This is a genomic window from Agrobacterium sp. CFBP2214 (assembly GCF_030209895.1).
Taxonomy (GTDB): Bacteria; Pseudomonadota; Alphaproteobacteria; order Rhizobiales; family Rhizobiaceae; genus Agrobacterium; species Agrobacterium radiobacter.
In genome coordinates, this window is the sequence record NZ_JARVRC010000004.1 from 259734 (window position 1) to 284153 (window position 24420).

Below are 24420 nucleotides of genomic sequence, written 5' to 3' on the forward strand. Positions count from 1 at the left end.
TCCGGAAGGATCGGTCTCTTGAGCATCGTTGAAGCAAACAGCCGGGCGAGGCAGGGCAAACGCCGTGCCAACGCCCGCGCGAAGGCCATTCTCGGCTTCGCCGTCACCGTCATCACCACCTTTCTGGGGCTGATGGCGGTCACATTTTTCATTGGCCGCGTTGTGCCGATCGATCCCGCACTGGCGATTGTCGGCGACCGCGCTCCTGCGCATGTGGTCGAGCGCGTGCGTGAGCAGCTCGGCCTCAACCTGCCGCTCTGGCAGCAGTTCTTCATCTATCTGAAGCAGGCGCTGTCGGGTGATTTCGGCATCTCAGTCCTCACCACCAACCCGGTGATGGAGGATATCAAGCGGGTTTTCCCGGCAACCATAGAGCTTGCCACGCTTGGCACCATCATCGGCGCCGTTTTTGGCATTCCGCTCGGCGTGCTTGCCGCGGTCAAGCGCGGCAGCTTTGCCGACCAGGTCGTGCGCGTCATCGGCCTTATCGGCTATTCCGTGCCGATTTTCTGGCTTGGCCTCCTGGCGCTGCTGGTGTTTTACGCCAGGTTGCAATGGGTCGCCTATCCCGGCCGGATGGATATCGTCTACGAATTCACCTTTACGCCGGTCACGGGTTTCTTCCTGATCGACGCGATCTGGCAACGGCAATGGGACGTATTGTGGGATCTGTTCCGCCACATCATCCTGCCCGCCTCGCTGCTCGGCTATTTTTCGCTGGCCTATATCAGCCGCATGACGCGTTCGTTCATGCTGAATGAGCTCGCCCAGGAATATATCGTTGCGGCGCGCGCCAAGGGGCTTTCGGAAACGCGCATCATCTGGTTTCACGCTCTGCGCAACGCCGCCGTGCCGCTGGTGACCGTGATTGCGCTATCTTACGCCGGTCTGCTGGAAGGTTCGGTGCTGACCGAAACCATCTTCGCGTGGCCGGGGCTCGGCCTCTACATCACCAATTCCCTGCAGAATGCGGATATGAATGCCGTTCTTGGCGGCACGATCGTGATCGGCGCCATCTTCGTCGGCATCAATCTCTTCTCCGATCTGCTTTACCGGACGCTCGACCCAAGGACGCGCAGCCGATGACGATTTCGACCGATACACTCAAACCCTACAGCCGCGAATGGCTGCTCTCCGACCGGCCTGCCTCGCGCAAGCAGGCGCGTCTTGGCCGTGCTTATGTCATCTGGCGGCGGTTTTCGGAAAACCGGCTGGCGTTGCTCGGCCTCGGCATCATTGTTGCGCTGCTGTTCGTCGCGCTGTTTGCCAATGTGCTGGCGCCGCATAATCCGGTGCAGGGCGATCTGCGCAATGCCCGGCTTCTGCCGCCCGGTACGGCGGGATACTTGCTCGGCACCGACGATCAGGGGCGCGATATTCTCTCGCGCCTCATCCACGGTTCGCGGCTGACCCTGTTCGTGGTGCTGCTGGTGGCCATCATCGCGGCGCCCATCGGGCTCATCGTCGGCACCGTCTCGGGTTATGCCGGCGGCTGGGTGGATGCCGTTCTGATGCGCATCACCGATATCTTTCTGGCCTTTCCGAAGCTGGTTCTGGCGCTGGCGCTGGTGGCCGCACTGGGGCCGGGCATTGAAAACGCGGTGCTCGCCATCGCGGTGACGTCATGGCCGCCCTATGCGCGTATCGCGCGCGCTGAAACCATGACCTTCCGCAATTCCGATTTCATCGCGGCGGTGAAGCTCATGGGGGCCTCGCCCTTCCGCATCGTCCTGAAACACGTCATGCCGCTTTGCATGTCGTCGCTCATCGTGCGCGTCACGCTCGATATGGCGGGCATCATCCTCACCGCCGCAGGTCTCGGCTTCCTAGGCCTTGGCGCGCAGCCGCCGTTGCCGGAATGGGGCGCGATGATCGCTTCGGGGCGTCGTTTCATCCTCGACCAATGGTGGGTTGCGGCCATGCCCGGCGTGGCGATCCTCATCGTCAGCCTCGGTTTCAACCTGCTGGGCGATGGGTTGCGCGATGCGCTTGATCCCAAGGAGGCGGGCCAATGAGTGCGCCGCTTCTGACCGTTCAGAATCTTCGCGTTTCTTTCCCCACCCGCACCGGGCTGGTGGAGGCGGTGCGCGGTGTGTCCTTCACGCTTGGGCGCGAACGCCTCGGCATCGTCGGCGAATCCGGCTCCGGCAAGTCGCAGACGGGCCGCGCCATCATGGGGCTGACGCCGAAAAGCGCGCGCATCGAGGCCGATGCGCTCCGTTTCGGCGATATCGACCTGCTCAAGGCGTCCGCAAAGGAGCGGCGGATCATGCGCGGCAAGCGCATGGCCATGATCCTGCAGGACCCGAAATATTCGCTGAACCCGGTCATGACCATCGGCCGTCAGATCATGGAAACCTTGCGCACCCATGAAAAGATCGGCGGCAGCGAGGCGCGCCAGCGCACGCTTGCCATGCTCGAAGCGGTGCAGATCCGCGATCCCGAGCGCGTCTTCGATCTCTATCCGCATGAGGTCTCCGGCGGCATGGGCCAGCGCGTCATGATTGCCATGATGCTGGTCTGCGGCCCGGAACTGTTGATCGCCGACGAACCCACCTCGGCGCTCGACGTCACGGTGCAACTGGAAGTACTCGACATTCTCGACAAGCTGGTGCGCGACCGCGGCATGGGGCTGATCTTCGTCAGTCATGATCTGAGGCTCGTCTCCTCCTTCTGTGACCGCGTTCTCGTCATGTATGCGGGCAAGGTGGTGGAAGAGCTTTCTTCCGCCAATCTGAAGGAAGCGAAACACCCCTATACGCAGGGGCTTTTGAACTGCCTGCCGGAAATTGGCGGCCACCGGCATCCGCTGCCGGTTCTGGAACGCAAGCCGGAGTGGCGCGCATGAGCACAGTTCTTTCTATCAGAGACATGGTGGTCGATTTCGACGGTTACATCGCGCTCGACAGCGTCAGCATCGATGTGGCCGAGGGTGAATCCTTCGGCATCGTCGGCGAGTCCGGTTCCGGCAAGTCGACCCTGCTGCGCGCCATTGCCGGCCTCAACCATTTCGACGAAGGTTCGTTGATGGTGGCGGGGCGCTCCTATTCCAGCAAGCACCGCGACAAGAGCTTCTACAGCGACGTGCAGATGGTGTTTCAGGACCCTTATGGCTCCCTTCACCCGCGCCAGACGGTGGATGCGCTGCTGCTTGAACCGCTGGTCATCCACGGTCTCGACAATCGCGAGCAGCGTATTGCCCGCGCATTGGATGAAGTCGGCCTCGGTTCAGGCTTCCGTTTCCGGTATTCGCACCAGCTTTCCGGCGGCCAGCGGCAGCGCATTGCCATTGCCCGTGCGCTGATCGTCGAGCCTAAAATCCTGCTGCTGGATGAGCCGACTTCGGCGCTCGATGCCTCCATTCAGGCGGAAATCCTCAACCTTCTGGAACAGGCCCGCAAGGATCGTAACCTTACCTTCGTCATGGTCAGCCACGATCTCGGCGTCATCAGCCATATGTGCGATCGCCTGGCGGTGATGAAGAGCGGCAAGGTGGTGGAAATGCTGGAGGCGGAAGCGCTGGAAAGCCGGGAATTCAGCGCGGATTATACCCGCCAGCTGTTGGTGGCGAGCGAGGGTTTCAAGCGCGTTTGATTGGCGAGACGGTGCGCCCGTTCCTTCTCCCCACCTGGGAGAAGAAACAGGCGGCGCGCGTTCGTTCCACAGGTGATCTTCCCGGGCGAAGTATTCTCTCATCGCGCTGCGATGATATGGTGAACCGCCACACCGGCATTTCCGCAACAGGTACCCACCCCATGCAATTGCGCGCCTTGATGTATTTCGACGAACTCGTCCGCACAAATTCCATGCGCGCCGCTGCGGAAAACCTGAATGTCGCGCCGACGGCGGTGAGCCGGCAGATTGAAAACCTCGAATATTATTTCGGTTCGCCGCTTGTGGAGCGCTCCAGCCGGGGCGTGAAGCTGACGGCAGCGGGGGAGCTGCTCGCCGCCCGCGCCGGCAAGACGCTGCGCGAACTCGACCATGTGCACCAGCTGATAGACGATCTCAAAGGCCTGCAGCGCGGCCGGGTCACGGTCTATGCCAATGGCGCCACGGTGGCGAACCTTCTGGCGCCGGTGCTGGCGCAGTTCAGCCTGAAATATCCAAAACTGCGTTTCGAGGTGCATATTACCAGCGCCCGGCAGGCGATGGAGGCGCTGGGTGCGGCGGAAGCGGACCTTGTCGTCAGCCTGTTTGCGCCAAAACTATCAGGCGTCAAGGTGCGTTCGCGCACCCGCATCAGTTATGATGTCATCTTCCCCGCTGGCCACGCGCTCGCCGCCCAGCCGGAAGTCTCGCTGAAGGAACTGGCGGGCCTGCCGCTTGCGCTGCCGGACAAGAGTTTTGCTGCGCGTCAGGCCTTCGATACGCTGTTTGCCGATGCGGGCATCGAACTTGACCCTGTCTTCATCACCAGCTCGCTGGAAATGCTGAAGGAACTGGTGCTGGGCCACGCCGCCGCCACGCTGTTGCCGGCGCTTTCGGTGGCGCGTGAAATTCGCAGTGGCCAGATGGTCGCCGTTCCGCTCTCCGGCAAGAAGGGCATCCACACCCAGATCGATCTCTGTGTTGCTCCCGACCGGCAATTGTCCTTCGCCGCCTCCAAGCTTGCCGATTTCATCGAGCGCTTCATGCGCGAGGCGACGGCGGGATAAGCGAGACGGTTTGGCCTTTCCGCCCGGAAGGTTGATTTCCATCCGCATTTCCGTGTAGCCATTTCAGCTACACGGAGCACACAAAAATCGAGATTGTGTGTGCGCCTGCAACATGACACTCTTTTTGCAACGGGTGGTCTTTGGAAGGGCAAAAATGCCCCGGCCGCCAGACAGGGGACAATGATGCCACGCATTTATCTTTCGCAGGCGGCAACGCTTTCGCGCCGCGCCGCGCTGAGCCTCGCACTGGGCACGGCGCTTTGGCTGCCGCTTTCGATAACGGCGGCGGATGCCGCGCCGAAAACCGCGCTGACGCTTGGCATGGCCGTCGAGCCCGCCGGGCTCGATCCGACCATTGCCGCCCCCGTCGCCATCGGCCAGGTCACCTGGCAGAATATCTTCGAAGGTCTGGTGACGATCGACCGCGAAGGCAAGGTTAGGCCGCAGCTTGCCGAAAGCTGGGAAATTTCCCCTGATGGCAAGACCTATACATTCAAGCTGCGCAAGGGCGTCACCTTCCATGACGGCGAGGCCTTCGATTCCTCCGTTGCGAAATTTTCGCTGGATCGGGCGCGCGGCGAAAGCTCGGTCAATCCGCAGAAGCGCTTCTTCGCCGCCATCGACAGTATCGAGACCCCGGATGCCGCAACGCTGGTGCTGAAGCTGAAGCAGCCGGCCGGCAGCCTTCTCTATTGGCTCGGCTGGCCGGCATCCGTGATGGTGGCGCCGAAAAGCGCTGAGAATAACCGCACCACGCCCGTCGGCACCGGCCCGTTCAAATTCGTGAACTGGGCCAAGGGCGACAGGGTCGAGCTGCAGAAGAACGACGGCTATTGGGACAAGGCCGTGGCGGTCAAGCTGGACAAGGCGACCTTCCGTTTCGTCTCCGACCCGCAGGCGCAGGCGGCGGCGCTGAAGTCAGGCGATATCGATGCCTTTCCGGAATTCGGCGCGCCGGAGCTGATGACCTCCTTTGAGGGCAACAAACGCCTTGGCACCTTCGTCGGCAATACCGAACTGAAGGTCGTGGCCGGCATGAACAACGCCCGCAAGCCCTTTGATGACAAGCGCGTGCGCCAGGCGCTGATGATGGCGGTGGATCGCGGCACCGTCATCGAAGGCGCATGGTCCGGCTTCGGCACGGCCATCGGCAGCCATTACACCCCGAATGACCGCGGTTACATCGATACGACAGGAGTGCACCCCTACGATGTCGACAAGGCGAGGGCGCTGCTTGCCGAAGCGGGTTATCCTGACGGGTTCAGCTTCACCATCAAGGCGCCGCAGATGGCCTATGCCCAGCGGACCTCGCAAATCCTGCAGGCGATGTTTGCCGAAATCGGCGTGACGATGACCATCGAGACGACCGAATTTCCGGCGAAATGGGTGGCGGATGTCTTGAAGGGCGCGGATTACGACATGACCATCGTTGCCCATGCGGAGCCGATGGATATCGATATCTATGCGCGCGATCCCTATTATTTCAATTACAGGAACCCGGCCTTCAACGAGGTCGTCGGCAACGTTGAAAAGACGGCGGATGCGGCCCAGCAGGAAGCGCTTTACGGCGACGCCCAGAAAATCCTCGCAGAAGATGTGCCGGCACTTTACCTTTTCGTCATGCCGAAGCTCGGCGTGTGGGACAAGAAGGTGAAGGGGCTTTGGGAAAACGAACCCATTCCCTCGAATGTGCTGACGGATGTGCATTGGGAAGAGTGACGTTTGTCGATACCGGTTTCTTCCGTCATGCCGGACTTGATCCGGCATCCAGCCAGCCCAAGTCCTTCGGCTGAAAGGGCTCTCTCCGCCGCGCAGACGCGCGCCGGCTGGATTCCGGCTCGGGGCCGGAATGACGGGAGAGAGGTGACTGGACGCTCGACCGCAGGTGAAACAAAGCAAGGAGAAGATGCCAGATGTTAGCCGTCCTCATCCGGCGTCTCGTCAGCCTCGTCATCACGCTGTTTGCCGTTTCCCTCATCATCTATGTCGTCATGGGCCTGCTGCCGGGCGATCCCGCGGCGATCATGCTTGGAACCTCGGCGAGCCCTGATACGCTCGCCGCGCTGCAGAAGCAGATGGGTCTCGATCAGCCGCTGCCGCTGCGTTATCTCCACTGGCTTGCGGGCGTATTCCGGGGTGATTTCGGGCAATCCTATACCTATGGCGTGCCGGTGGCGGGGCTGATCCTCGAGCGGCTGGCCGTCACCCTGCCGCTTGCGCTGCTGGCAGTCTGCCTGTCTGTCGCCATCGCCATTCCACTCGGCGTGGCGGCGGCGCGGAACCGTAACGGGGCGCTGGATTTTGTGGCCGGGCTGTTTTCCCATGTGGGCATCGCCGTGCCCGGTTTCTGGGTCGGGCTGCTGCTCATCATCGTCTTTTCCACCACGCTCGGCTGGATGCCGGCGGGCGGATTTCCCGGCTGGACGCCGAGTTTTTCAGCGGGTCTTATGGCGCTCATCCTTCCGGCGGTCGCGCTGGCGCTGTCGCAGGCCGGCGTTCTCACCCGCGTCTGCCGCTCCGCCGTGCTTGAGGTGATGAACGAGGATTTCGTGCGCACCGCCCGCGCCAAGGGTTTGAGCGAGCGGGTGGCACTGTGGCGGCACGCGGTGCCGAACGCGATGATCCCTGTTGTCACCATGATCGGCCTGCAATTCACCTTCCTTATCGCAGGCGCGGTGCTTGTCGAGAATGTCTTCAATCTTCCGGGCCTCGGGCGGCTTGCCTATCAGGCGCTGACCCAGCGCGATATCGTCGTCATGCAATCCGTCGTGCTGTTCTTTTCGGCGCTCGTGATCATCATGAATTTCGTGGTCGATATCGCCTATCTCCTCATCGACCCCAGACTGCGGGCAGGTGCGCGATGATGCGATTGATCCGCCGCCGCCCTGCCTTTGCCGTCGGCATCGCCGTTACGATCTTTCTGGTCGCAGTCGCCCTGCTGTCGCTGGTCTGGACACCGGTGTCCCCCACAAAGATGCAGATCGTCCAGAAGCTGAAATCGCCATTCGTCTATGGCGGCCTCGGTACGGATCATTTCGGCCGCGACGTGTTGTCCATGCTGATGGCGGGTGCGTGGAACTCGCTGTCCACCTCCATCGCTGCCGTCGCCATCGGCGCATCTATCGGCACGGCCATCGGCGTTGCGGTTGCGGCGCTGCGCGGTTTCACCGAAACCGTGGTCATGCGCGTCTGCGATATCATCTTTGCGGTGCCGCCGATCCTGTCGGCTATGATGCTCGGCGCCTTCATCGGCACGGGGCGCTTTACCGCCATCATCGCCATCGCCACCTTCATGGTGCCTGTCTTCGCCCGGCTGACGCTGGGGGCGGCGCTGCAGATATGGTCGCGGGAATATGTCACCGCCGCTACAAGCATCGGCCAGAACCGCGCCCGGATCACGCTTTTCCATATCGTGCCGAATATTTCCAACCAGATCATCGTGCAGGTGACGATCCAGCTCGGCCTTGCGATATTGACGGAAGCAGGCCTTTCCTTCCTCGGTCTCGGCATGCCGCCGCCCGCCGCCACCTGGGGGCGAATGCTCGCGGACGCCCAGACCTATCTTGGCGTGGCGCCCTGGCTTGCCATCATGCCCGGCCTTGCGATTGCACTTGCCGTCTTTGGTCTCAACCTTCTCGGCGACGGCCTGCGCGACCTGCTGGACCCGCGCGATACAAGCTGACCGCTCTGGAAAGCTGTCGCCCATATTTCCTGTTTTTCTGACGAGACGATGCCATGACCGATCTCATAGACCTCAACACGCTCGAAATCCTGTCGCTTTACCGGGGTAAGAGGCTTTCGCCATCGGAATATTGGCAGGCGGTGGAGGCGCGTATCGATGCATTCGAGCCGGTCGTGAACGCGCTTTACGCCTATGATCCGGAGGATGCACGCCGGCAGGCGCTGGCCTCGACGGAGCGCTGGCAAAAGGGTGAAACGCTCGGGCCCCTTGATGGAATTCCCGTCTCGCTCAAGGAATTGATCGCCACGAAAGGCCATCCCGTTCCGCTTGGCACCAAAGCGGTAGAACTGGTGCCTGCGGTTGAAGATGCGCCGGTGGCGGCCCGCTGCCGCGAGGATGGCGCGATCCTTTACGCCAAGACGACCTGCCCGGATTACGGCATGCTCTCCTCAGGCCTTTCCAGTTTTCACAAGCTCAGCCGCAATCCTTGGGACCCGACACAGAACCCCGGCGGCTCCAGCGCCGGTGCGGCCTCGGCCGGGGCCGCTGGTTATGGCACGCTGCATATCGGCACGGATATTGGCGGCTCGGTGCGGCTGCCGGCGGGGTGGACGGGATTGTTCGGTTTCAAGCCGAGCCAGGGCCGCATCCCGGTCGATCCCTATTATACCGGCCGCTGCGCCGGGCCGATGACCCGCACCGTTATCGATACGGCCTATGCGATGGCCACGCTTTCACGGCCCGACTGGCGCGACGGCACATCGCTGCCGCCGAATGACATCGACTGGATGGACCTCGATATCGACGTGAAGGGCCTGAAGATCGGCCTGATGCTGGATGCCGGCTGCGGCCTGCCGTTGGAGGATGAGGTGCGCGACGCCGTGCTTTCCGCCGCGAAACTGTTCGAGGCGGCGGGCGCCATTGTCATCCCTGTCGAGCCGGTGCTGACGCGGGAGATGCTGGATGGGCTGGACGACTTCTGGCGCGCGAAATTCTGGGGCGACATGGCGGCGCTGAGCGCAGACCGCCGCGCCGCGATCCTTCCATATATTCATGAATGGGCACAGAAGGGGGCGGATATTTCCGGCGCACGCGCCGTTTTCGGTTTCAACCAGACCATGGAAATGCGTAAGCTTTGCGGCCGGTTGATGCAGTCCGTTGATGCGGTGATTTCACCCGTCAATCCCATCGTGTCCTATCCGGCCGACTGGGCCTCGCCCACCAATGATCCCGCACGGCCCTTCGAACATATCGCCTTCACCGTGCCGTGGAACATGTCGGAACAGCCCGCATCCTCGATCAATTGCGGTTTTTCGAAATCGGGTATGCCCATCGGCTTGCAGATCGTCGGCCCGCGTTACGAGGATCTGTTCGTGCTGAAGCTTTCCAGAGCCTTTGAGACCTGGGGCGGCGGTGTGCGTCGCTGGCCGGAGCCGCCGCGGGGCCGGTGATGCCGCCTTTATCGGCCTTGTAGTATAGCCATAATACCCGTGCTTCGGCCCACACTGCTAGAGTGCCCAAAGGCATTCGAAAACGGGAGGAGCAAACATGCCGAAGAAGATTTTGATGATCGCCGGCGATTTCGCCGAGGATTACGAGACCATGGTGCCGTTCCAGACGTTGCTCGCTGTCGGCCACACGGTCCATGCCGTCTGCCCCGGCAAGAAAGCGGGCCAGACCATCGCTACGGCCATCCATGATTTCGAGGGCGACCAGACCTATTCGGAAAAACGCGGCCATAATTTCGCGCTCAACGCCACCTTCGCCGATATCAAGGTTGCGGATTATGATGCGCTGGTCATTCCGGGCGGCCGTGCGCCGGAATATCTGCGCCTTAATGCCGATGTGCTGGCGGCGGTGAAACATTTTTTCGAGGCTGACAAGCCGGTGGCGGCCGTCTGCCACGGTGCGCAACTGCTCGCGGCTGCTGGTGTTTTGAAGGGCCGCACCTGCTCGGCCTATCCGGCCTGCCGTCCCGAGGTCGAGCTTGCCGGCGGCACCTATGCCGATATCGCCATCGATGCGGCGGTTACCGATGGCAAGCTGGTGACCGCCCCTGCATGGCCGGCACATCCGGCATGGCTTTCGCAATTCATGGCGGTGCTCGGCAAATAAGACCTGCGAAAGGGGGCTTTTTTCGGCCCCGTTTTCCGCCTATCTTTCAGACGTGGTGAGGGAGGAAACCATGTGCAAGCTTTTCATCAAGGCAGACCCGGCGCTTTGGGAAAGCCATACGCGGTCGCTCAGGATCGATGGCATGGTCACCAGCGTCCGGCTCGAGAATTTCTTCTGGACGACGCTGGACGAGATCGCGCGGCGGGATGGCATGAACAGCGTGCAGCTTATCGCCAAGCTCTATAATGAATCGATCGATGCCGGGCATGATCTCGGAAATTTCACCTCGTTCCTGCGGGTCTGCTGCGGGCGTTATCTTGCGCTTCAGCTTTCCGGCGATATTCCCGCGCGCAGCGATATTCCGATTGCCGCGCTGGATGCCGACAGCATCCTTGATGCGGAAAAGGTGAATTATCACTAGTCGGCAGCCTTACTCGACGTCATCCTCGGGCTTGACCCGAGGATGACGGTGGAGAGGTTGTTGTGACGCAGAGAACGCGTCTCCTCAACTCTTCAGCGCCCGTGGGTCGAGCGCATCGCGCACGGCATCACCAATGTAATTGACGCTCAGAACCGTCAGCGAGATAGCCAGTCCCGGCCACAGCACACGCGAGGGCGTCAGCTGCAGGAAGTTGGCGCCATCGAACAGCAGCCGTCCCCAAGTGGGGAAGTCGGACGGGAAACCGAGGCCGAGGAAGGACAGCGCCGATTCCGTGATGATGGCCGAGGCGATGCCGAGCGTGGCCGAGACCATGATCGAACTCAGCACATTCGGCAGGATATGGCGCAGGATGATGCGATACTCACGCATGCCGCTCGATTTCGCCGCCATGATGAATTCCTGGCTTTTGATCGTCAGCACATCGCCGCGCACAATGCGCGCGGTATGCATCCAGCTGGTGATCCCGATCACGAAGACAATCAGGATGAAGATGCCGGTTTCCGGCCCGAAGGCGGCGCGCAGCGTATCGCGAAACAGCATCAGGATGACGAGCAGCAGCGGCAAAAGCGGCAGCGCCAGAAACAGGTCCGTCAACCGCATCAGCGGCCCGTCCAGATTCCGGAAATAACCTGAAAGCACACCCACCAGCGTGCCGAGAAACAGGGCCAAAAGCATGGCAGTGATGCCGACGGCAAGCGAGATGCGCCCACCGGCCAGAACCTGCGCCAGCATGTCCTTGCCGAGATTATCGGTGCCGAAGGGATGCGCCAGCGACGGCCACTGGTTACGTGCCTTCACGTTTATGGCGTTGGGCGCAACGGTGTGGATATAGGGGCCGACATAGACCGCAAGCAGGATGAAGATGAAGACAAAAAGCCCGGCCACCCCGCCCTTGTGGACGCGGAACTGTTTCCAGATATCGGCAAGGGCGGATTGTGTTGGGGTGGCCGCAACCGTCGGCGCTGCAATGGTGGCGTCAGTCATAGCGGATCCTCGGGTCGAGAATGCCGTAAAGCACGTCGGCAATCAGGTTGAAGAGCACGATAAGCACCGCAAAAATGAAGGTCAGCGTCTGCACCAGCGGAATATCCGCGCCCTGAACGGCGGTTATCAGCAATTGGCCAAGCCCGTTCACGCGGAATATCTGCTCGGTGATGATGGCGCCGGAAAAGATCGTCGGCACGCCGAGTGCAATCACCGTCACGACCGGGATCAGGCTGTTGCGCAGCACGTGGACGAGCAGAACGGATTTTTCCTTCACGCCCTTGGCGCGGGCGGTGCGCACATAGTCCTGATGCAGATTGTCGAGCATTGAGGCGCGCACGAAGCGGCTGATCTGCGAGACATTGTAGAGGGTCAATACCAGCACCGGCAGGAACATCTGTTTGATCTGCGCCACAAAGCTTCCCCAGTCCGTCACCTGCAGATTGGTGTCATAGACGGAAGGGAACCATTGCAGGTAAGAGCTGAAGATGACGACCAGCAGCACGCCGGTGAAGAAGGTCGGCACCGAATAACCGACCATCGAGACGAAAGTGCCGATCTGGTCGAAGATCGAATATTGCTTGTAGGCGGAAATGACGCCGATCGGGATCGCCAGAAGCGCGCCGAAAAGATAGGCAAGGCCCACTACCCAAAGCGTCTGCGGCATGCGCTGGATGACAAGATCGACCACCGGGCTGCGCGTTGCCCAGGAGAGCACGCGCATGCGGCTGCCATCGCCGATCTGCCAGCCGGTCAGCTTTTCGAAGAGGTTCAGCGGCTCGTTGATGAAGAATTGCTGCAGCCACATCAGGTAACGGATGAAGAAAGGCTGGTCGAGGCCGAGGGAGGCGCGGATCTGCTCGCGCACTTCGGGCGGAATGGTCAGCGGCAGGTCGCCGGTCGGATCGTTCGGCGCGAGATCGAGCAGGGCGAAGATGACGAAGCTGATGACGAGCAACGTCGGTACGGCAAAGGCAAGCCGCCGGAGCGTAAAGGTAAACATCGGAAAGTCTCCAGACCGTCAGGGTCTCGCAAAACGAGCGCGGCCGCCCTTTCAGGGGCGACCGCGCATTTGCGTGTTACTTTTTGCGGGACCAGTCCGCGACGTTCCAGAGTTCCGAATCCCAGGCATTCATGCGAACGCCTTCGAGTGTCAGCGAATGCGAGGAGACGTTGCCACGGTGGATCAGCGGAATATGTGCGCCTTCTTCCGTCAGCATGTCGTTCAGCTGTTTTGCGATTTCCCCACGCTTGGCGAAATCGGTCGTCTTGGAAAGGACGCCCACCAGCTTGTCGAATTCCGGGTTGCAATAACGCGGAATATTCTGACCCTGCCAGCCGTTTGCGGGGGCGGGGATCTTGTCGCACAGCCATTCCGCCAGGTATTTTTCCGGGTCGGTGCCGTCGAAATTGTTGGTGTACATTTCAACGTCGGCATAAAATTTCTGGAAGGTATCCGGGCTTGCCGGATCGCCGCCGAAGAACACCGAGGCGCTGACATTGCGCAGTTCGGACGCAACGCCGATCTGCGACCACATGTCCTTCACCAGTTCCTGCGCTGCCTGGCGAACGGAGTTGGTGGAGGTCTGGTAGAGGAAGGAAAGCTTCACGCCGTTTTTGGCGCGGATGCCATCGGCGCCCTTCACCCAGCCCGCATCATCAAGCAGCTTATTTGCGCCTTCCAAATCCTGCTTCAGGCACCAGCTGTCGTTTTTCGTCGAAGCGACAGCCGCCGGGGCCGGCACGATGTTGCAGGTCGGCTTGCCCGCCTCGCCATACCCCGTCTCATCGATAATGTCGCGATCGATGGCGAGCGAGAGCGCACGGCGCACGGCCGGGTCGGAAAGGGCCGGATGGGGACCGCCCTCCTTGGTGGAGCGCTTGTCACCCAGCGCAGGATCGGCATTGTACCAGTTGAGATTGATACGCTCGACCTGCGTGCCGAAGGCGGTTTCCAGCTTGCCCTTGCCGGCGGCCACCATGGTCGCCAGAATTTCCGGCTCCACCTGCATGTTCCAGGCGTAGTCGAATTCACCCGTTTCAAGCACGGCACGCGCAGCGGATGCCGCGTCACCGCCGCCCTTCAGGGTCGCCGTGGCGAAAGCGGGCTTGGCCGGATCACGATAATTGGGGTTGGCGACATAGCTGATGACGTCGTTCGGCTTGAACTCCTTGACCACAAAGGGGCCGGTGCCGATGGGGCCGAAATTGGCGGATGTGCAGCCGGGAGCCGCGGCGCCGACGCATTTTTCGAACTGCTTCTTCTGGATGACGGGCGATTGTGCGCCGACAAATGCCGAGTAGGGGTAGGGCTTGGGTTCAGTGAAGCTGATCTTGACGGTATGGGCGTCGATAGCCTCAACGTTTTTCACGCCTTCATATTGTGCCGCCTGCGCGCAGCCGCCGTCGGGTGCGGTGCAATATTTCCACGTGAAGATGACGTCGTCAGCGGTAAGCGGCGTGCCGTCGGACCATTTGACGTCACTTTTCAGCTTCCACGTCATGCTGAGCAGATCCTTCGCGACGCCGCCATTGTCGACCGTCGGGATCTCGCTCACCAGCATCGGCACCAGCTCGCCCTTTTCGTCGTAGCGGGCCAGAGGCTCAATCACCATGGACGAGCTGTAGATCTCTTTGGTGCCGCCGGAAAGATAAGGGTTGAGTGTCGATACAGCCTGCCAGAACAGGATTTTCAGTTCACCGTCACTGCCGCGTTCGGCATGGGCGGCAGATCCTGCCAAGGCCATCGCCGCCACCGTGCTGGCAAAGAGAATGCTGCGCTTCTTCATTATGTTTTCCCCTTTTTTGGATTTTATCTATTTGAATGTTTGACGCTTTTCCTGTCGTCATGCGCAAGGTATTTTATTGTAAGTATTTGACTTTGCTGAATAATATCCATTCGTTCCAGATGATGCTATTGTCAGTGTTTTTGAAAAGCAAGCCCCAAAGTCTTATTGATGAACAAAATTTGAGCCATTCGCCTTCCGGCCTATTTTTCGCTCATTCAGCAAATTTCACACTTGCAAAAGGAGAAATTCCAAACGCAATATGTTTTCCGACAACCCGGCGGGGAACAAAAAAGGGAATAAAGAGAATGCCGATATTGAACCGTGTGGCTGAAATGCAGGAAGACGTTGCCGGCTGGAGACGCCATCTGCATGAGCACCCGGAACTGCTCTATGATGTCTTCGAAACATCGAAATTCGTGGCCGAAAAACTGAAGTCCTTCGGCTGCGATATCGTCGAGACCGGCATCGGCAAGACCGGCGTGGTCGGCATCATCAAGGGGCGGCACGGGGATGGTCCGACCATCGGTTTCCGCTCCGACATGGACGCGCTGCCGATTCTTGAGACCAGCGGCAAGCCCTGGGCCTCGAAGACGCCCGGCAAGGCCCATTCCTGCGGCCATGACGGGCACACGGCCATGCTTCTGGGGGCGGCGCAGTATCTGGCCGAGACCCGCAATTTCAAAGGCTCCGTCGCGGTCATCTTCCAGCCGGCGGAAGAGGGCGGGGCAGGCGCGCTCGCCATGCTGAACGACGGCATGATGGAGAAATTCGGCATTTCGCAGGTCTATGGCATGCATAACGAGCCAGGCATTCCGGTCGGCCAATTCGCCATCCGCAAGGGTTCCACCATGGCGGCGGCGGATAGTTTCGAGATTGTCATCACCGGCAAGGGCAGCCACGCGGCCGCGCCGCATCTTTCCATCGATCCGGTGCTGACCTCGGCGCATATCATCATCGCGCTGCAATCCATCGTCTCGCGCGAGACGGACCCGTTGAAATCGCTGGTCGTCACCGTCGCCACCACCCATGGCGGCACGGCGGTCAATGTCATTCCGGGTTCGGTGACGCTGACCGGCACGGTGAGGACCCTGCTGCCGGAAACCCGCGATTTTGCCGAAAAGCGGCTGAAGGAAGTGGCCACCGCCACGGCAATGGCGCATGGCGCCAGCGTGGAGGTGAAATACCATCGCGGATATCCCGTCACCTTCAACCACAGTGACGAAACCGAATTCGCGACCGGTGTGGCGATGGGCGTGGCCGGTGCGAACGCCGTCAACACCAATCCCAACCCGCATATGGGTGCGGAAGATTTTTCCTACATGCTGGAAGCCCGCCCCGGCGCCTTCATCTTCATCGGCAACGGCGATACCGCCGGGCTGCACAACGCCGCTTACGATTTCAACGACGAAGCCCTGCCTTACGGCATCAGCTACTGGGTTTCGATGGCCGAAACCGCACTTGCTGCATAAGACACCCGGCGGCCTTCATGGCCGCCTTCTGCTTTTCAGGAGATCGGAATGCTTTTGGCGGCGACATCAATGGAACAGACCGGCGGTTCGGTAAGCCCGGTTCTTTCGGTTCAGAATCTCACCACCTCCTTCCGCGTCGATGACGGCTGGAAATCCGTGGTGCGCAATATGAGTTTCGAGATTGCACCGCGCGAAACGGTGGCGATCGTCGGCGAAAGCGGCTCGGGCAAGAGCGTGACGTCGCTGTCGATCATGCGGCTTCTCGATAAAAAGACGAGTCGCATCGAGGGCAAGGTCATGCTCGGCGGCCGCGACCTGCTGGCGCTGCCGGAAGAGGAGATGCGCAAGGTTCGCGGCAAGGACATCTCTATGATCTTCCAGGAGCCGATGACGAGCCTCAACCCGATCTTCCCGATCGGCAAGCAGATCGCCGAAGCACTCACCGTACATCAGGATATTTCCTCCTCCGCTGCAAAAGCCGAAGTTATCCGCCTGCTCGAAAAGGTCCGCATTCCCAATGCGAAGAACCGGTTCGACGATTATCCGCACCAGTTTTCCGGCGGCATGCGCCAGCGCGTTATGATCGCCATGGCACTTGCCTCGAAACCAAAGCTCCTGATTGCAGACGAGCCGACGACGGCGCTCGACGTGACCATTCAGGGCCAGATTCTCGACCTTATCAAGCAATTGCAGGAAGAGGAGGGCATGTCGGTCCTGTTCATCACCCATGATATGGGCGTGGTGGCGGAAGTGGCTGACCGCACCATCGTCATGTTCCGCGGCGACGTGGTGGAAACCGGCACGACGGACGATATCTTCCATCGCGGAAACCATCCCTATACGCGCGCCCTGCTTTCGGCGGTGCCGAAGCTCGGTTCGATGAAAGAGCGGGTGCTGCCCGCCCGCTTTCCGATCATCGATATCAAGACCGGAGAAAGCCAACCGGTCGAAGAGGTCAGGAACACGGTTTCCGGTGGTCGCACGCCCATTCTTTCGGTCCGGGACCTGACGACCCGCTTCGATATCCGCTCCGGTCTTCTTGGTCGCAAGTCCGGTGCCGTGCATGCGGTGGAGAAGGTCTCCTTCGATCTGGCTGAGGGCGAGACACTATCGCTGGTCGGTGAATCCGGCTGCGGCAAGTCCACCACGGGGCGGTCGATCACCCGGCTGATCGAACCGACCTCCGGTAACGTGACTCTCGACGGTTACGAGGTGATGAAACTCGACAAGACGACGTTGCGCACCATGCGCCGCAGCGTGCAGATGATCTTTCAGGACCCCTTCGCCAGTCTCGATCCGCGCATGAGCATCGGCACGGCGATCATGGAGCCCTTCATCGAACACCGGCTTGGACCGAAGGCGCAGGCGCGTGAAAAGGCGGCGGACCTGATGGAGAAGGTTGGCCTCAGCCCGGATATGATGCGGCGCTTCCCGCATGAGTTTTCCGGCGGCCAGCGCCAGCGCATCGCCATTGCCCGTTCGCTGATGCTTGACCCCAAGGTCATCGTTGCCGATGAAGCGGTGTCGGCGCTTGATGTCTCCATCAAGGCGCAGGTCTGTAACCTGCTGCTCGATCTGCAACAGAGCCTCAACCTCGCCTTCCTGTTCATTTCCCACGATATGGCTGTGGTGGAGCGTGTCAGTCATCGTGTCGCGGTGATGTATCTCGGCGAGATCGTCGAAATCGGCCCACGCGCCGCCGTCTTCGATAATCCGCAGCACCCCTATACGAAAAAGCTCATGTCCGCCGTTCCGGTGCCGGATCCGGCCCGGCGCCAGATCAGGCGCAACATGGCAACGGACGAGATCAAAAGCCCGATCCGTCCTGTGAACTATGTTCCGCCGCAACGCCATTACCGCGAGGTTTCGGCAGGGCATCTGGTGCAGGAAGCGGCTTGATATAGAGGAAACTGCGCAGGGATAGGTGCCTCTGTGTTCACGACGTCATCCTCGGTCTTGTGCCGAGGATCTGCCAATGTCTCGTAAATCGGTGCATTGCAGATGCTCGGGACAGGCCCGAGCATGACGGAGGAAATGTTTTGCATCTTCTTTAGAGGTGCCCGGTGCCGCCAAACGCTTCGCTCAGTCGCTGCGCCGTTTGACAGGCGGCCTGAAAAAATGCCAGCAAATGCTCGAGCATAATTCTTAGAGGGCGGCGGCATGGCCAGACGGAACGACGCACATGGACGGCTTGATGATGCGGCGCGTGCTGGCTGGCTTTATTATGTCGCGGGCCGCACGCAGGACGAGATCGCCGCTGCCATGGGCATATCCCGGCAATCGGCGCAGCGGCTGGTATCGCTGGCCGTCGCCGAGCGGTTGATCAAGGTCCGGCTCGATCATCCCATCGCCGCCTGTCTCGAAAAGGCGGAGCGGCTGAAGCAGAAATTCGACCTTAGATATATCGAGGTGGTGCCGAGCGATCCCGCTGGCGTTTCCTCCACGGTCGGCATTGCCGAGGCCGGTGCGGCGGAAATCGAGCGCTGGCTGAAAAATGCCGATCCCATCGTGCTTGCCATCGGCACCGGCCGTACGCTGAAGGCGGCTGTGGACCAGTTGCCGCCGATGGAATGTCCGCAGCACCGCATCGTGTCACTGACAGGCAATATCGGCCCGGATGGCTCGGCTGCCTATTACAACGTCATCTTCAGCATGGCCGATGCCATCAAGGCGCGGCATTTTCCCATGCCGCTGCCAGTCCTGTGCTCCTCGGCGGAAGAACGTGAATTGCTGCATGACCAGTCCATGGTGCGCTCGACGCTGGCGCTGGGTTCTGCGGCCAATGTCACCTTCGTCGGTGTCGGCGAACTCGGTGAAAACGCACCGCTCTGCGTTGATGGTTTCCTCGGTGTCGACGAGATGAAGGCCCTGATGGCAAGCGGTGCGGTCGGCGAGATCTGTGGCTGGATGTATGATGCCAATGGCCACATTCTCGACCATTCCGTCAACGAGCGCGTCGCCTCCGTTCCCATCCCATCACGAGAGACCTGCACGGTCATCGGAATGGCGCAGGGCACGCGCAAAAATGCCTCGATTCTGGCGGCGTTGAGGGGTGGTCTGTTGAACGGCCTCATTACCGACGAAGTGACAAGCGAATATTTGCTCACTCACTGAGCAAAAATTAATTCATTAAAATCAAAGACTTGATTTTCCCATGTGCGCCGCAGCACAGGATGTCGCTTGACATTTTTGCTCTGCGGGTGAGTAAATGCCCTAGAGCAAAGCGAATGCTCATCATTTTTCTTCTGGGAGGAAGATATGACATTGAAGACCATTTTGCTGGGCGCATGCTCGGCACTCGCCTTTTCGACCCTTGCCTCCGCCGAAACGCTGACCATCGCCACCGTTAATAACGGCGATATGATCCGCATGCAGGGGCTGACCTCCGACTTCACCACCAAGAACCCCGACATCAAGGTGGAATGGGTCACGCTTGAAGAAAACGTCCTGCGCGAGCGCGTGACGACCGATATCGCCACCAATGGCGGTCAGTACGACATCATGACCATCGGCAACTATGAAGTGCCGATCTGGGCCAAGCAGGGCTGGCTGCTGCCGCTCGAAAAGCTTGGCGACAAATACGACGTGGATGATATTCTGCCGGCGATCCGTGGTGGTCTTTCCAGCGAAGGCAAGCTTTATGCGGCGCCGTTCTACGGCGAATCCGCCATGATCATGTATCGCAAGGACCTGTTTGAAAAAGCCGGCCTGAAGATGCCTGAAAACCCGACCTGGGAATTCATCGGTGACGCTGCCCGCAAGATTACCGATCGCAAGGCGGATATCAACGGCATGTGCCTGCGCGGCAAAGCTGGCTGGGGCGAGAACATGGCCTTCATCAGTGCGCTCACCAACTCCTTTGGCGGCCGCTGGTTCGATGAGAACTGGAAACCGCAGTTCGATCAGCCGGAATGGAAGAGTGCTCTTCAGTTCTACGTCGATCTGATGAAGGATGCCGGTCCGTCGGGTGCTTCCTCCAACGGCTTCAACGAAAACCTGACGCTGTTCCAGCAGGGCAAATGCGGCATGTGGATCGACGCCACGGTGGCTGCTTCCTTCGTTTCAAACCCGAAGGATTCGACCGTTGCCGACAAGGTCGGTTATGCGCTCTTCCCGACGCATGGCGAACTGAAGAACCACGGCAACTGGTTGTGGTCATGGAACCTTGCTATCCCGAAGAGCTCGCAGAAGGCGGATGCCGCCGAGAAGTTCATCTCCTGGGCAACCAGCAAGGAATATACCCAACTCGTCGCTGCCAAGGAAGGCTGGGCAAACGTGCCTCCGGGTACCCGCACCTCGCTTTACAAAAATGCTGACTATGAAAAAGCAGCCGCCTTCGCCAAGCCGACGCTTGCTGCGATGGATGCCGCCGACATCACCAAGCCGACCGTAAAGCCCGTGCCTTACACCGGCGGTCAGTTCGTGGCGATCCCTGAGTTCCAGGCGCTCGGCACCACGGTCGGTCAGCTGTTCTCGGCGGTCGTTGCCGGCCAGTCCAGTGTCGACGATGCGCTTGCCAGCGCCCAGTCGACAGCGACGCGTGAAATGACCCGCGCCGGTTACATCAAGTAATCCTCCTGAAGATCGCTGTCCGGCGCCAATGCCGGGCAGCGAACCTTGGGGGCGCAAGCCGCGAGCTGCGCGGTGGCCTTTAAGCCTTTCAAATCAAAACTGGAATGAGCCGGTTCTTCCGGATATGCCGGGGGCATTTCGTGATGCCCGAGCCCATGGGGAGGTTAGTGCAATGGCAACACGGAACACGAGCGGTCTGGCGCGGGTTATGCTTGCGCCTTCGGTGCTGCTTTTGCTGGTGTGGATGATCGTGCCCCTGGCGATGACGCTGTGGTTTTCGTTCCAGAACTACAATCTGCTCAACCCTGCCAATGTCAGCTTTGCGGGCCTGTTCAATTACCAGTATTTCTACACCGACCCGGCCTTCTTCCAGTCGATCTGGAACACGCTGCTGATCGTCGGCGGCGTACTTCTGATCACCGTCATCGGCGGCATCGCCATTGCGCTCCTGCTCGACAATGACATCTTCGGTCAGGGTATCGTGCGTATCATGATCATCTCGCCGTTCTTCGTCATGCCGCCGGTGGCCGCACTGGTGTGGAAGAACATGATCATGCATCCCGGTTACGGCGTGCTCGCCGATCTGTCCCGCTTCTTCGGCCTGCAGCCGGTCGACTGGTTCGCGCAGTTTCCGCTGCTCTCCATCATCATCATCGTTGCCTGGCAATGGCTGCCCTTTGCAACGCTGATCCTGCTCACCGCCCTGCAGTCGCTCGATGGCGAACAGAAGGAAGCGGCCGAGATGGATGGCGCCAACTTCATCAACCGTTTCGTCTATCTGACGCTGCCGCATCTGTCGCGCGCCATTACCGTCGTCATCCTCATCCAGACGATCTTCCTGCTCGGCGTCTACGCGGAAATCCTCGTCACCACCAATGGCGGCCCCGGTTATGCCTCGACCAACCTTGCCTTCCTCATCTATCGCACGGCGCTTCTGGGTTACGACGTCGGCGGCGCATCGGCCGGTGGCATCATCGCCGTCGTGCTCGCCAATATCGTCGCCATCTTCCTGATGCGCGCCGTCGGCAAGAACCTCGACCGTTAAGGAGAAGCGATCATGGCCCGCAAGACAACCACACGTGCGAAGATCGGCTTTTCCATCGCGGCATGGGCCGTGGCGCTCCTGCTGTTCTTCCCGATCCTCTATGCCTTCCTCACCTCGATCAAGACCGAGCCGGAGGCGATCGCAGGCTTCAGCCTCATTCCCTCGGGCACGCTCGAAAACTACATCACCGTGCAGACCCAGCGCGATTACTTCAAGCCGTTCATGAACTCGGTGGTGCTGTCGCTCGGCTCGACGATCATTGCGCTGATCATCGCCATTCCCGCCGCCTGGGCCATGGCGTTCTCGCCGACCAAACGCACCAAGGACATTCTGATGTGGATGCTCTCCACCAAGATGATGCCGGCCGTCGCCGTGCTGGTGCCGATCTACCTGATCTTCCGCAATGCCGGCCTGCTCGATACCCGCATTGGCCTCACCGTCATGCTCACCTTCATCAACCTGCCGATCGTGGTGTGGATGCTTTACACCTACTTCCGCGAAATCCCCGGCGAGATCCTTGAAGCAGCCCGCATGGATGGCGCATCGCTGTGGAACGAGATCGTGCATGTGCTCACACCAATGGCGGTTCCGGGCATCGCCTCGACGCTGCTCCTGAACGTCATCCTCGCCTGGAACGAATCCTTCTGGACCATCCGGCTGACGACCACCAATGCGGCACCGCTGACGGCCTTCATCGCCTCCTTCTCCTCACCGCAGGGGCTGTTCTGGGCAAAACTGTCGGCCGCCTCGATGATGGCGATCGCCCCCATTCTCGTCATCGGCTGGTTCTCGCAGAAACAACTCGTGCGTGGCCTCACCTTTGGCGCCGTGAAATAAGGAACGACAATAATGGGCAGCATTTCCCTTCAGAACGTGTCCAAGCTCTTCGGCGAGGCAAAAGTCATCCCGTCGATCGATCTCGATATCCATGACGGCGAGTTCGTCGTCTTCGTCGGCCCGTCCGGCTGCGGCAAGTCAACGCTGCTGCGCCTGATCGCCGGGCTGGAAGACGTCTCCGGCGGCAGAATAGTCATCGACGGCAACGACGCCACCGAAAAGGCCCCGGCCGAGCGCGGCCTTGCCATGGTGTTCCAGTCCTATGCGCTCTATCCGCATATGAGCGTGCGCAACAACATCGCCTTCCCGCTGAAGATGGCCAAGCTCGACAAGGCCGTCATCGATAAAAAGGTCGACGATGCCGCCCGCATCCTCAACCTCACCGATTATCTCGAACGCCGGCCCTCGCAACTGTCCGGCGGCCAGCGCCAGCGCGTCGCCATCGGCCGCGCCATCGTGCGCGAACCGAAAGCGTTTCTGTTCGACGAGCCGCTCTCCAACCTCGATGCGGCGCTGCGCGGCACCATGCGGCTGGAAATCTCCGAGCTGCACAACACGTTGAAGACGACGATGATCTACGTCACCCACGATCAGGTGGAAGCCATGACCATGGCCGACAAGATCGTGGTCCTCAACCGCGGCAATATCGAGCAGGTCGGCTCGCCCATGGAGCTTTACCGCTCGCCCGCCAACCTCTTCGTCGCCGGCTTCATCGGCTCGCCGCGCATGAACCTGGTGACCGGCGATTACGCCCGGCAAAAGGGTGCGACCACCGCCGGCGTGCGACCCGAGCACCTGACGCTGTCGAAAGAAACCGGGCTGTGGCAGGGCAAGGTCACGGTCGCCGAACATCTCGGCTCCGACACCTTCCTCCACCTCGACGTCCCCGGCATCGGCCCCATCACCGCCAGAACCGACGGTGAATTCGAATGCAAACACGGCGATACCGTCTTCATCACGCCGGATGACACAAAGATCCACAGGTTCGATGAAAAGGGCATCGCGATATGACGGGAAGACTGGAAGGCAAATCCGCGCTGATAACAGGTTCGGCGCGTGGCATTGGCCGCGCCTTTGCGGAGGCCTACATACGCGAGGGCGCAACCGTCGCTATTGCCGATATCGATTTCGAACGCGCCAGCAAGACCGCCCGTGAAATCGGCGAGAACGCCTATGCCGTCGAACTCGACGTGACCAAGCAGCACTCCATCGACACGGCCATCCGCACGGTGGAGGGCCAGACCGGTGGCCTCGATATCCTCATCAACAATGCCGCGCTCTTCGATCTCGCACCGATTGTCGAGATCAAACGCGATAGCTACGAAAGACTGTTTTCAATCAACGTATCAGGCACGCTGTTCATGATGCAGGCCGCCGCAAAAACAATGATTGCTCGGGGAAAAGGCGGCAGGATCATCAATATGGCAAGCCAGGCGGGCCGGCGTGGCGAGGGACTGGTGGCGATCTATTGCGCCACCAAAGCCGCCGTCATCAGCCTCACCCAATCGGCCGGGCTCGATCTCATCAAGCACGGCATCAACGTCAATGCGATCGCGCCCGGCGTGGTCGATGGCGAGCACTGGGACGGCGTGGATGCGCTGTTTGCGAAATATGAAAACCGCCCGGCCGGTGAAAAGAAGCGGCTGGTCGGAGAGGCCGTGCCCTTCGGCCGCATGGGCCGTGCCGAAGACCTGACCGGCATGGCGATCTTCCTTGCCTCCGATGAGGCCGAATACATCGTCGCCCAGACCTATAATGTCGATGGCGGCAACTGGATGAGCTGAGTATCGGGCGCTTGCCGCCCGGCCTTGGCACGAACAACGTTTC

The 24420-nt window shown here is 60.4% G+C and carries 22 protein-coding genes; 19 read left to right on the forward strand and 3 right to left on the reverse strand.

Annotated elements, in window-relative coordinates:
* The first annotated feature begins 18 nt into the window (after nucleotides 1-18).
* The 11 genes from QRN60_RS13750 (at nucleotide 19) to QRN60_RS13800 (ending at nucleotide 10876) form a co-directional block, all read left to right on the forward strand.
* Nucleotides 19-1086 carry an ABC transporter permease gene (locus QRN60_RS13750; RefSeq protein ID WP_003518099.1) on the forward strand — a complete coding sequence of 356 codons (1068 nt, stop codon included), beginning with the start codon at nucleotides 19-21 and terminating at the stop codon, nucleotides 1084-1086.
* Nucleotides 1083-2015, forward strand: a complete 933-nt coding sequence (locus QRN60_RS13755) for an ABC transporter permease (protein WP_003504757.1) — start codon at nucleotides 1083-1085, stop codon at nucleotides 2013-2015. The genes QRN60_RS13750 and QRN60_RS13755 overlap by 4 nt, the downstream gene beginning before the upstream one ends.
* The gene (locus QRN60_RS13760) at nucleotides 2012-2848 is read left to right on the forward strand and encodes an ABC transporter ATP-binding protein (RefSeq protein ID WP_003504759.1); all 837 of its coding nucleotides are present in this window, start codon (nucleotides 2012-2014) and stop codon (nucleotides 2846-2848) included. The genes QRN60_RS13755 and QRN60_RS13760 overlap by 4 nt, the downstream gene beginning before the upstream one ends.
* Nucleotides 2845-3594, forward strand: a complete 750-nt coding sequence (locus QRN60_RS13765) for an ABC transporter ATP-binding protein (RefSeq protein ID WP_003504761.1) — start codon at nucleotides 2845-2847, stop codon at nucleotides 3592-3594. Before QRN60_RS13760 ends, QRN60_RS13765 begins: the two co-directional genes overlap by 4 nt.
* A 161-nt stretch (nucleotides 3595-3755) precedes the next feature.
* Nucleotides 3756-4658 carry a LysR family transcriptional regulator gene (locus QRN60_RS13770; protein WP_035212791.1) on the forward strand — a complete coding sequence of 301 codons (903 nt, stop codon included), beginning with the start codon at nucleotides 3756-3758 and terminating at the stop codon, nucleotides 4656-4658.
* 183 nt (nucleotides 4659-4841) lie between these two features.
* On the forward strand, nucleotides 4842-6377 hold the full coding sequence (locus QRN60_RS13775; RefSeq protein WP_112495142.1) for an ABC transporter substrate-binding protein: 1536 nt from the start codon (nucleotides 4842-4844) through the stop codon (nucleotides 6375-6377).
* A gap of 194 nt (nucleotides 6378-6571) precedes the next feature.
* On the forward strand, nucleotides 6572-7522 hold the full coding sequence (locus tag QRN60_RS13780; protein WP_080864553.1) for an ABC transporter permease: 951 nt from the start codon (nucleotides 6572-6574) through the stop codon (nucleotides 7520-7522).
* Nucleotides 7519-8340, forward strand: coding sequence for an ABC transporter permease (locus QRN60_RS13785; protein WP_020813237.1), 822 nt, complete (start codon nucleotides 7519-7521; stop codon nucleotides 8338-8340). The genes QRN60_RS13780 and QRN60_RS13785 overlap by 4 nt, the downstream gene beginning before the upstream one ends.
* Nucleotides 8341-8393: 53 nt before the next feature.
* The gene (locus QRN60_RS13790) at nucleotides 8394-9791 is read left to right on the forward strand and encodes an amidase (protein ID WP_080864552.1); all 1398 of its coding nucleotides are present in this window, start codon (nucleotides 8394-8396) and stop codon (nucleotides 9789-9791) included.
* Between the two features lie 97 nt (nucleotides 9792-9888).
* Complete coding sequence (locus QRN60_RS13795; RefSeq protein ID WP_162686199.1) at nucleotides 9889-10455, forward strand: DJ-1/PfpI family protein; 567 nt, start codon at nucleotides 9889-9891, stop codon at nucleotides 10453-10455.
* A gap of 70 nt (nucleotides 10456-10525) precedes the next feature.
* Nucleotides 10526-10876, forward strand: coding sequence for a ribbon-helix-helix domain-containing protein (locus tag QRN60_RS13800; protein WP_003504781.1), 351 nt, complete (start codon nucleotides 10526-10528; stop codon nucleotides 10874-10876).
* A gap of 84 nt (nucleotides 10877-10960) precedes the next feature.
* Here QRN60_RS13800 and QRN60_RS13805 read toward each other — a convergent pair whose 3' ends face one another.
* The 3 genes from QRN60_RS13805 to QRN60_RS13815 form a co-directional block, all read right to left on the reverse strand.
* The gene (locus QRN60_RS13805) at nucleotides 10961-11881 is read right to left on the reverse strand and encodes an ABC transporter permease (protein ID WP_060724435.1); all 921 of its coding nucleotides are present in this window, start codon (nucleotides 11879-11881) and stop codon (nucleotides 10961-10963) included.
* The gene (locus QRN60_RS13810; protein ID WP_003504786.1) at nucleotides 11874-12884 is read right to left on the reverse strand and encodes an ABC transporter permease; all 1011 of its coding nucleotides are present in this window, start codon (nucleotides 12882-12884) and stop codon (nucleotides 11874-11876) included. Before QRN60_RS13810 ends, QRN60_RS13805 begins: the two co-directional genes overlap by 8 nt.
* A gap of 76 nt (nucleotides 12885-12960) precedes the next feature.
* Entirely contained in the window at nucleotides 12961-14670 is a 1710-nt protein-coding gene (locus QRN60_RS13815; RefSeq protein WP_003504788.1) for a peptide ABC transporter substrate-binding protein, read from the reverse strand.
* Between the two features lie 305 nt (nucleotides 14671-14975).
* Between QRN60_RS13815 and QRN60_RS13820 the strand changes: the two genes are divergently transcribed.
* The 8 genes from QRN60_RS13820 (at nucleotide 14976) to QRN60_RS13855 (ending at nucleotide 24377) form a co-directional block, all read left to right on the forward strand.
* On the forward strand, nucleotides 14976-16139 hold the full coding sequence (locus tag QRN60_RS13820) for a M20 aminoacylase family protein (RefSeq protein ID WP_020813243.1): 1164 nt from the start codon (nucleotides 14976-14978) through the stop codon (nucleotides 16137-16139).
* Between the two features lie 48 nt (nucleotides 16140-16187).
* Complete coding sequence (locus QRN60_RS13825) at nucleotides 16188-18038, forward strand: ABC transporter ATP-binding protein (RefSeq protein WP_020813244.1); 1851 nt, start codon at nucleotides 16188-16190, stop codon at nucleotides 18036-18038.
* A 261-nt stretch (nucleotides 18039-18299) separates the two neighbouring features.
* Nucleotides 18300-19253 (forward strand): sugar-binding transcriptional regulator, encoded by a 954-nt coding sequence (locus QRN60_RS13830; protein ID WP_020813245.1) that lies wholly within the window; start codon nucleotides 18300-18302, stop codon nucleotides 19251-19253.
* A gap of 144 nt (nucleotides 19254-19397) precedes the next feature.
* Entirely contained in the window at nucleotides 19398-20711 is a 1314-nt protein-coding gene (locus tag QRN60_RS13835; protein ID WP_003518078.1) for an ABC transporter substrate-binding protein, read from the forward strand.
* A 172-nt stretch (nucleotides 20712-20883) separates the two neighbouring features.
* The gene (locus QRN60_RS13840) at nucleotides 20884-21756 is read left to right on the forward strand and encodes a carbohydrate ABC transporter permease (protein ID WP_111791367.1); all 873 of its coding nucleotides are present in this window, start codon (nucleotides 20884-20886) and stop codon (nucleotides 21754-21756) included.
* A gap of 12 nt (nucleotides 21757-21768) precedes the next feature.
* Entirely contained in the window at nucleotides 21769-22593 is an 825-nt protein-coding gene (locus tag QRN60_RS13845; RefSeq protein WP_111782392.1) for a carbohydrate ABC transporter permease, read from the forward strand.
* Between the two features lie 12 nt (nucleotides 22594-22605).
* A complete protein-coding gene (locus QRN60_RS13850) occupies nucleotides 22606-23604 on the forward strand; it encodes an ABC transporter ATP-binding protein (RefSeq protein ID WP_284765666.1) in 999 nt (332 codons plus the stop codon).
* On the forward strand, nucleotides 23601-24377 hold the full coding sequence (locus QRN60_RS13855; protein ID WP_060724570.1) for an L-iditol 2-dehydrogenase: 777 nt from the start codon (nucleotides 23601-23603) through the stop codon (nucleotides 24375-24377). The genes QRN60_RS13850 and QRN60_RS13855 overlap by 4 nt, the downstream gene beginning before the upstream one ends.
* Nucleotides 24378-24420 lie beyond the last annotated feature (43 nt).